Below are 8,894 nucleotides of genomic sequence, written 5' to 3'. Positions count from 1 at the left end.
GTCTCCGGGAACACCAAGGCGACGATTTCCGACACAAAGCCCGTCGGCAAAGGGTTACCGACCTACGACTGTAGCACCCTGTAGGTCGGGAATCCTTTCCCGACGCCACGTCCCGGCCGAGCGTCTTCGTCGGCAAAGGATTGCCGACCTACGCTCTCCCCTCCTGGAACGAATCCGTACACCGGGATGGAAAACGCTCTAAGTACATTCAGGGAAGTCTTGCGGCATAGGCAACCTGCAGGACAACCCCGCCAATCAAGCCAATCTGTCGAGATTCCGCAAATATTTGCGGAATGTACTTAGCAACAGGTCGACCATGCTCGGTCAACGACCTGCCCCGGCGGCCGTTAACGAGAATGAGCGCGTGATGATCCGGACGTGGATCCTGCTCGCTATTGGAGCCGGACATCCGCCCGCCACACCTCGACCAGATTGTCCGAGAACGTCGGCGCATGACCGAAGTTGCAGTAGGCGGCCGAACTGATCACATTGACCGAGCCGTCGCTGCGATTGCGGCTCCGCCAGTATCCGAGAGTCGCGACCACCACGCCCGGCGGAGTATCCTCGGTAACCCGCGCGTCGGCTTCGAATTCGCCGCGGTCGTTGAATACCTTCACATTATCCCCTTCGCGAATGCCGCGCGGTTCGGCGTCGGCCGGGTTGATGAGCACGAATTGCTCGCCCTGGGCGCGAATCTTGTGCTCTTCGTTCGCGTAACAGGAGTTCAAAAAGCCGTGGCTTTTGGGCGAAAGGATATTCAGCGGAAACCGTTTCGCCCGCTCGGGATCGCTCTCCGGCCGCTCGCGGCAGAGCACGTAATCGGGCAAGTCGTCGATCGGTTCCGCGCCTTGGCCGCTTTCGTACATCTGTCGGAAAACGGCGCCGACGAAATTGCCCTGCGCGGCGCCCGAGGCCTTGAACTCGCACTTTCCCGAGGGCGTCGGGAAGTTGCCCTCGGCGTGCGGCGCCGAGGTTTCCGGTTTGCCGCCTCGGATATGGGCGTAACCGCGCCGCTCCAGATAAGCCAGGTCGATGTCCCGAAGCTGCGGCGCATTCCAGTCGACGTAGTGTTCGATCATCTCGCGATCGCTGCGCGTGAACTGTTCGTCGTCGAATCCCATGACTTTTGCCAGGCGCCGGAACAGCTCGGTGTTGGGCACGGCTTCGCCCGAGGCCGGGACGGCTTTCTGGTTGAGGGTCAAATAGAGGTGGCCCCAGGACCACATGATGTCGTCCATTTCCCCCGCCATCGCGGCGGGCAGAACGATATCGGCGTAGGCGGCGGTGTCGGTGATGAAGTGCTCGCTGACCACCGTGAACAAATCCTCGCGCTTCAGGCCCTCGACGATCCTGTTGGTTTCCGGCGCCTGCGACACCGGGTTGGCGTTGTAGACCATCAGGGACTTGACCGGCGGCGCGAGCGGCATGCGCCCTGTCAGCGCGTCGCCCAGCTTCAGGATGTTGATCACGCGGGTCCCCGGCTTGATCCATTCCGGCCGGCACACCCGATCCCAGTGAATCGGAAATTCCCAGACCGGCATTTGTAGCAAGCCGCCGCCCACGTGTCGCCAGGCCCCGGTCAAGGCCGGCAGACAGCACACCGCGCGGATGGTCTGCCCGCCTCCGTGATGACGCTCCAGCGCGACGCCTATGCGAATCGCCGCGGGCTGGGTCGTGGCATATTCGCGGCTCAACTTCCGGATGTCGTCGGCGGGAATGCCGGTGATTTCGGCTGCGTACTCGGGCGTGTAGCGCGCCGCCCTCTCCTTCAGATCCTCGAATCCGATCGTGTATTGGGCGATATAGTCGCGATCCAGCAAATCTTCGGCAATGATCTGATGAATCATCGCCATGGCCAGGGCGCCGTCGGTGCCGGGCTTCGGGGCCAGATGCCAGTCGGCCTGCTTGGCGGTGCGGGATTTGTAGGCGTCGATCACCACCACCTTGGCGCCGTTTTTCTGCGCCTCGTGGACGATATGCCAGTGATGCAGGTTGGTGCTGACCGAATTGCAGGCCCAGATGATGATGTATTTCGACTGGGCGAAGCTTTCCGGATCGACGCCTCCGGTGGGGCCGACCGTGAGCAGCCAGGCGGTGGACGAACCGCTCGCGCAGAAGGTTTTTTCCAGCACGCTCGCGCCCAGCTTGTTGAAAAACGCATCGCCGACGGTCAGGCCCTGAAGAGTGCCCTGGTTGCCCAGGTAGTTGTAGGGAAGAATCGCTTCCGCGCCGTACTCGTCGATGATGGCGGTCCAGCGGGTCTTGATCTCGTCCAGCGCCTCGTCCCAGGAAATCCGCTCGAACCGGCGCGAGCCTTTCGGCCCCACGCGGCGCAAGGGATACAGCACGCGCTCCGGATTGTAGTGATGGTCGTGGAAATCCTTGAGCTTGGTGCAAAGGCCGCCCCGCGTTAGCGGATGATCGGGATTGCCGCGCACATTGACCAGCCGGTCGTTTTCGACTTCGTAGAGCATCGCGCAGGTGTCCGGGCAATCGTGCGGACACGCGCCGAATACGGTTTTCTTCTCGCTGGCAGCTGCCATTTCTTCTCCTCCGGTCAATCGTTTTTATACAAATTTCAATCAAGATGACGCATGGGAATCGTCATACTCGATGTCCGTCGCGTACACATCGTAAGCCTTGCTGTATTCCATGACCCGAGCCACCTCCGCGATGAAATCTTCGCCGTACCCGGCCCGGCACAGCAGGTGAAATCCGACTTCCATGCCCGAACTGATGCCGCCGCCGGTAACGATCCGTCCGGCGTCGACCACCCGCGCCCGGCTGATGCGGCAGGCCGGGGCCAGCTCGGCCAGGCGGTCGATGGGCACTTTGCCCGACGGGGATTGTTCCACGCGATCGGGCTCCTTGCGGTTGGTCGCCGCTTTTCCGTCCAACAGCCCCATCTTGGCGTAAATCCAGGAACCGGTGCAGACCGAAACCAGCAGGGTTCTCTCGGGCAAGCCGCGGATGAACTCGTGCAGATGCCCGTTGTTGATTTCCTGCCGCGTGCCGAAACCGCCCGGGATCAGGAAGGCGTCCATGTCGGGCCGGTCCGCAAAGGAATAGTTGGGCAGCACCGTAAAGCCGGCCTGCGCCTGCACCGGACGCAAGGACTCGGCGATAAAGAAAGCCTCCAGCTCGGGATCGAATCGCCGGGCGACCGAGAATACGCCATAGGGCGCTGCGAAGTCGACGATTTCCAGATCCTTGCAGATGTAAATGCCTAATCGGAAACCGGGTTTAAACGTGTAACTCATGGTCGTTTCCTTGTGCTGGTCGAGGAGCAATCCGCCATGTAGACAGATCTGTCTACAGCATTGATGAGACAGACCATTCTGTCAATAATCCCGTAAACGCTTTCAAAACCTCTTATGACTCAAGACGCCACGCCTCTTACGCCCTCGGCACGCGACCGCATCCTGGAAACCGCGCAACGGCTGTTCTACCAATACGGCATCCGCGCCGTGGGCGTCGATCGCATCATCGCCGAATCGGGCGTCGCCAAGATGTCGTTCTACCGCCACTTCCCGTCCAAAAAAGACCTGGTGATCGCGTTTCTCGAACGGCGCCATCGATTCTGGATGGATTGGTTTACCCGGCGCGTGCGGGAATTGGCCGAATCCCAAACTTCGCCCGGCCTCGGCATCATCGCGGATGCCCTGAAGGAATGGTTCTCGGATCCCGACTTCCGAGGCTGCGCGTTCATCAATACGGTCGCGGAACTGAGCGAGGATTCGCCGGAACAACGCCGGATCGCGGCGGATCACAAGCGGGAACTGCGGGATTTCGTCCGAACGATGATCCCGGAGCGGCCGGGACGCTCGGCAAACGACGCGGCGGAACTGGCTCTGCTGATCATCGACGGCGCCATCGTGCGCGCCCAAATGACGGGCAATGCTGAAGTGGCTGAGGAAGCGCGCACCTTGCTCGAATTTTTGGATGGGGAACCGTTCGGATCAACCGCTTAGAACCTACTCGAGCGCCCGAATCGAAGAGGCGACGGCTAGGGAGGAGACACCGCGGAAAACCAAGCGGCGACCGAGGCGTCCAAAGAGACCATTGGTCAGCCCTCCGAGTGCTGGCTTCAAGAGAAGCGCGACGATTGGCGGTATCCTGGTTCAGGCGTCCGAATGCCGTCCACCGCTATGCCGGACCGGAGGATGCAAAGTCCCTCCCTCGGTGGAAAAGGGTTAGTAGGTGCGGGATCCGTTTCCGACATAATCGATCTATCGGCCACGGCTTGTCGACCTATGGCGACATTACAGGTTACAGTTTTGCACGGTATCCCGGTTATCGGCGGCGCAACGATCGCCGTTGACATGAGAGCCGCCGTCGGCGATGTCGTTGCCACCGGCACCGTCCACGACATTCAGCATATCGTCCCCCTCTCCGCCCCGAAGGATATCGTTGCCTGAACCGCCGCTGGCCCGGTCTCGACCGGGGCCGCCCTCGAGCAGGTCATCGCCCGCGCCGCCCCAGAGGATATCGTTGTCCTCGCCGCCACTGAGCTTATCGTTACCCGTGCCCCCACGGAGCGTGTCGTTGCCGTCGCCGCCGCAGATCAGGTCATCGCCGCCGCGGCCGTCGATCACGTCGTGGCCGGCCAAGCCGACGATGACGTCGTTGCCCGGCGTTCCCCGCAAGACATCGTTGCCCGGAGTGCCGATGATCGTGGCCGGAACGCCGAAGCACGCGGGCGAAGCGGGCGCGCTGACGAAAAGCACGGCCTGGCCCTGGAAAGCATTGCCGGCCACCGTTTGGCCCAACGCCCCCACCAGGAAGTCGGGTGCGCCATCGCCGTTCACGTCACCCGTCCCGGCTACCGCAGAACCAAACTCCGCGTTCGTTTGGGGCGTCGTATGATCGAAGGTGTGAAGGAGGGTCCCATCGGCCCCGCTGAAGACAAAGGCCTGGCCTTGTTGGCTGTTGCCGGCCACGTTCTGTCCGGGCGCGCCTACCAGGAAGTCGGATTTGCCGTCGCCGTTGACATCCCCCGCGCTGGCCACGGCGTTGCCAAAGTAGGCGTCGTCCTGAGGTGTCGGGTTATCGAGGGTGTGCAGCAGAGTCCCATCCGCCCCGCTGAAGATATAGGCTTGGCCCTGGTCAGCGTGGCTGCCCACATCCTGGAAGGGCGCCCCCACCAGGAGGTCGGAAATCCCGTCGCGGTTGACATCCCCTGCCCCGGCCACGGCAAAGCCAAACCGGGCATCGCCTTGAGGCGTCGGGTCGTCAAGAGTATGGAGCAGACTCCCGTCGGCCCCGCTGAAGACGAAGACGTGGCCGTGAATCACGTTGCAGCACGTGACGCCTCCGGGCGCGCCTACCAGAAGGTCGGGTTTGCCATCGCCGTTCACATCGCCCACTCCGGCCACCGCAGAGCCAAACTCGGCGAAGGATTGGGGCATCGGGTCATCGAGGGTCAGAAGCAGACTCCCGTCGGCTCCGCTGAAGGCGAAAGCCTGGCCTTGGTTAGTACGTCCCCCCACGTATTGCCCAGGCGCTCCCACCAGGAAGTCGGGGGTATCATCGCCGTTGATATCGCTCACCCCGGTCACGGCAAAGCCGAAATAAGCGAGTTCATAGGGTATGGGCTGGTTGACGGTATGCAGCAGTCTCCCGTCCGCTCCGTTGAATATAAAGGCCTGGCCCCGATAAAGGTTTTGCGATGGCGCCCCCACCAGAAGATCGGAGCTGCCGTCGCCGTTCACATCCCCCACCCCGGCCACGGCCTGGCCGAACTCGGCATGCATTTGAGGCACGGGATCATCGAGGGTCAGGAGCACACTGCCATCGGCTCCGCTCAGAACAAACGCCTGACCTTGGTCAACATTGCCGGCCACCGGCTGTCCCCATGCCCCCACCAAGAGGTCGGGGATGCCATCGCCGTTCACGTCCCCCGCTGCGGCCACGGCCTCGCCGAACAGACCGCCTCCCGTCATGGGATTGTCGAGAGTCAGTGGTGTATACGGGGCCTCGGCGCGGGCCGAGACCAGCCAAACCCCGGCCAGCAGGCCGAGACCGTAATTCAATACCGTGGGCCGGACTCCGGCCCTGAAGGCTGCATGGAGAACCGCCGACGAGCCGGTCCTTTTTCCGTCATCGCTTTTCATACGAGTTCCCCCCTAATCGAATTGGTATAACCGAACGAAAGCCTCGGCTTTTTGGAATTCTTGCCGGGGCTCGGTGATATTGCGAAATTGATGCCACCGAGTGACAGCAGGTCGGGTCGGATGGAATCCGGATTTGGCCGTCGAGCAAAAGACGCAGGCACTTAAAGCAAGCAACTCATTGATTAACAATTAATTTTTACCGGATTCACGCACGATATGGGGCCGTGCAAGCATCGTTCTTAAAAGACTCGCTAAACGTATGGGGAAGTTTGTGGATCATCGGGTTAGCTCACACCCAGGCTCGGAATCGAGGGAAGGATGGGCCGGGAAAAGACCTTGGGTCGCCCGCCCGGTTGCCGGTTTCAAGAGAAGGGCGACGATCTGCCTGGCGTCCGAATGCCGTCCACCGCTATGCCGGACCGGAGGATGCAAAGTCCCTCCCTCGGTGGAAAAGGGTTAGTAGGTGCGGGATCCGTTTCCGACATAATCGATCTATCGGCCACGGCTTGTCGACCTATGGCGACATTACAGGTTACAGTTTTGCACGGTATCCCGGTTATCGGCGGCGCAACGATCGCCGTTGACATGAGAGCCGCCGTCGGCGATGTCGTTGCCACCGGCACCGTCCACGACATTCAGCATATCGTCCCCCTCTCCGCCCCGAAGGATATCGTTGCCTGAACCGCCGCTGGCCCGGTCTCGACCGGGGCCGCCCTCGAGCAGGTCATCGCCCGCGCCGCCCCAGAGGATATCGTTGTCCTCGCCGCCACTGAGCTTATCGTTACCCGTGCCCCCACGGAGCGTGTCGTTGCCGTCGCCGCCGCAGATCAGGTCATCGCCGCCGCGGCCGTCGATCACGTCGTGGCCGGCCAGGCCGACGATGACGTCGTTGCCCGGCGTTCCCCGCAAGACATCATTGCCCGCAGTGCCGACAATCGTCGCCGGCATGCCGAAGCACACGGGCGTCGTCGGCCGGCTGACAAAGAGCACGGCCTGACCCTGACCAGGATTGCCGTCCACGCTTTGGTTCCAGGCACCTATCAGGAGGTCGGTTTTGCCGTCGCCGTTGACATCCCCCGCGCTCGCCAGTACCTGACCGAAGTGGGCGTCATCCTTGGGCGTCGGATGGTCGAGGGTGTGCAGCAAGATGCCATCGGCCCCGCTGAAGATGAAGGCCTGCCCCTGATGTGCATTGCCGCCCACGGTTTGCCTGGGCGCTCCAACCAGGAGGTCGGATTTGCTATCGCCGTTCACATCGCCCGCGCCGGCCACGGCCGAACCGAAGTGAGCACCTTCCTGAGGCAGGGGAGTATCGAGGGTCTGAAGGAGGGTCCCATCGGCCCCGCTGAAGACAAAGGCCCGTCCCTGGTACTCGTTGCCACCCACGTCTTGCAGGTAAGCTCCCACCAGAAAGTCGGGGGTGCCATCGCCGTTCACATCGCCCGCGCCGGCCACAGCATCACCGAAGTGCGCACTTTCCTGGACTATCGGGTCATCGAGGGTGTGCAGCAGGGTGCCATCGATCCCACTCAGGACAAAGGCCCGGCCTTGGCCGCGATTGCCGGCTACAGTTTGCCCGGACGCTCCCACCAGGAGGTCGGGAACCCCGTCGCCGTTTACATCGCCCGCGCCGGCCACGGCCGAACCGAAGTGAGCACCTTCCTGAGGCAGGGGAGTATCGAGGGTCTGAAGGAGGGTCCCATCGGCCCCGCTGAAGACAAAGGCCTGGCCCTGGCCGAAATTGCCCCCCAAATCTTGCGAGGATGCCCCCACCAGGAGGTCGGGAATCCCGTCGCGGTTGACATCCCCCGCGCTGGCCACGGCATCGCCAAAGTAGGCGTCGTCCTGAGGCGTCGGGTTATCGAGGGTGTACACCAAGGCCCCATCGGCACCGCTGAAAATATAGGCTTGGCCCTGGTCAGCGTGGCTGCCCACATCCTGGAAGGGCGCCCCCACCAGGAGGTCGGGAATCCCGTCGCGGTTGACATCCCCAGCCCTAGCCATGGCTCGACCAAAATAGGCGACAGCCTGGGGTGTCGGGTTATTGAGAATGTGCAACAGACTGCCGTCGGCCCCGCTGAAGACAAAGGCCCGGCCTTGGGCATAGTTGCCATCCGCGTTTTGCCAGGACGCCCCCACCAGGAGATCGGGAATCCCATCGCGGTTGACATCCCCCGCACCGGCCACGGCGTCGCCAAAGTAGGCGTCGTTCTGGGGCGTCGGGTTATCGAAAATAAGGGGCACATAGGGAGACTCGGCGTTAGCCGACGCCAGCCAAAATCCGACCAGGACTCCGAGACCGCGCTTCAGGACCATAAGCTGGATTCGGGCACTCAAGGCCTCCCTTGAGAGCCGCCAACGGGTCGGTCCGTTTTCCACGCTTTTCATACGAGTTACTCCCTATCTCTATGGGTATCATCGAACGAAGGCCGCGGTTTTTTTTGCGTTTTTACCGGGCATCGGTGAGTGTGCGAAATTAATGCCATCCGTGGGCGGTTGGGTCGGATCAATGGAATCCGGATTTGGCCGTCAGGCGAGGAATGCGGAGTTGGATCAATGTCACATTCGGAATGAACTTCTCTGTTCGCCGGATAGTCGCACCGCACTTGTCCTTGCAACTGCTGCCTTCAAGAAGCTTGCTTCGTCACATGCAACGACTTGCGGTTCGCGGAATTCGTATTGACACCATGGCGACCGAGCTGTTAGCGTGAAGCCATGAATCGACGGCAGCCATCCATCCCTCCTCTTCTGGCTCTTACCCCGAGCCTCGGTCTGCTGCTG

5 protein-coding genes are annotated in these 8,894 nt (G+C 61.9%); 1 reads left to right on the top strand and 4 read right to left on the bottom strand.

The window, feature by feature from the left end:
- Window positions 1-392: 392 nt before the first annotated feature.
- Window positions 393-2,543, bottom strand: coding sequence for a molybdopterin oxidoreductase family protein (locus B2A78_RS04655; protein ID WP_077728730.1), 2,151 nt, complete (start codon window positions 2,541-2,543; stop codon window positions 393-395).
- Between the two features lie 39 nt (window positions 2,544-2,582).
- Entirely contained in the window at window positions 2,583-3,260 is a 678-nt protein-coding gene (locus B2A78_RS04650) for a DJ-1/PfpI family protein (RefSeq protein ID WP_077728729.1), read from the bottom strand.
- 114 nt (window positions 3,261-3,374) lie between these two features.
- Between B2A78_RS04650 and B2A78_RS04645 the strand changes: the two genes are divergently transcribed.
- Window positions 3,375-3,971, top strand: coding sequence for a TetR/AcrR family transcriptional regulator (locus B2A78_RS04645; RefSeq protein WP_077728728.1), 597 nt, complete (start codon window positions 3,375-3,377; stop codon window positions 3,969-3,971).
- A 291-nt stretch (window positions 3,972-4,262) separates the two neighbouring features.
- Here B2A78_RS04645 and B2A78_RS04640 read toward each other — a convergent pair whose 3' ends face one another.
- Both B2A78_RS04640 and B2A78_RS04635 read right to left on the bottom strand, forming a co-directional pair.
- Entirely contained in the window at window positions 4,263-6,113 is a 1,851-nt protein-coding gene (locus B2A78_RS04640; RefSeq protein WP_077728727.1) for an FG-GAP-like repeat-containing protein, read from the bottom strand.
- 525 nt (window positions 6,114-6,638) lie between these two features.
- Window positions 6,639-8,501: an FG-GAP-like repeat-containing protein gene (locus B2A78_RS04635; protein WP_077728726.1), complete on the bottom strand. Its 1,863-nt coding sequence runs from the start codon at window positions 8,499-8,501 to the stop codon at window positions 6,639-6,641.
- Window positions 8,502-8,894 lie beyond the last annotated feature (393 nt).

Origin of the sequence: Methylocaldum sp. 14B (assembly GCF_002005105.1) — a bacterium.
In the GTDB taxonomy this organism is placed as follows: domain Bacteria; phylum Pseudomonadota; class Gammaproteobacteria; order Methylococcales; family Methylococcaceae; genus Methylocaldum.
This window is presented reverse-complemented; position numbering and strand designations above follow the sequence as displayed.

Excerpts from the sequence above, each read along its gene's own strand:
- B2A78_RS04655 (WP_077728730.1), bottom strand. The coding sequence starts at position 2,543 with ATGGCAGCTGCCAGCGAGAAGAAAACCGTATTCGGCGCGTGTCCGCAC.
- B2A78_RS04650 (WP_077728729.1), bottom strand. The coding sequence starts at position 3,260 with ATGAGTTACACGTTTAAACCCGGTTTCCGATTAGGCATTTACATCTGC.
- B2A78_RS04645 (WP_077728728.1), top strand. The coding sequence starts at position 3,375 with ATGACTCAAGACGCCACGCCTCTTACGCCCTCGGCACGCGACCGCATC.
- B2A78_RS04640 (WP_077728727.1), bottom strand. The coding sequence starts at position 6,113 with ATGAAAAGCGATGACGGAAAAAGGACCGGCTCGTCGGCGGTTCTCCAT.
- B2A78_RS04635 (WP_077728726.1), bottom strand. The coding sequence starts at position 8,501 with ATGAAAAGCGTGGAAAACGGACCGACCCGTTGGCGGCTCTCAAGGGAG.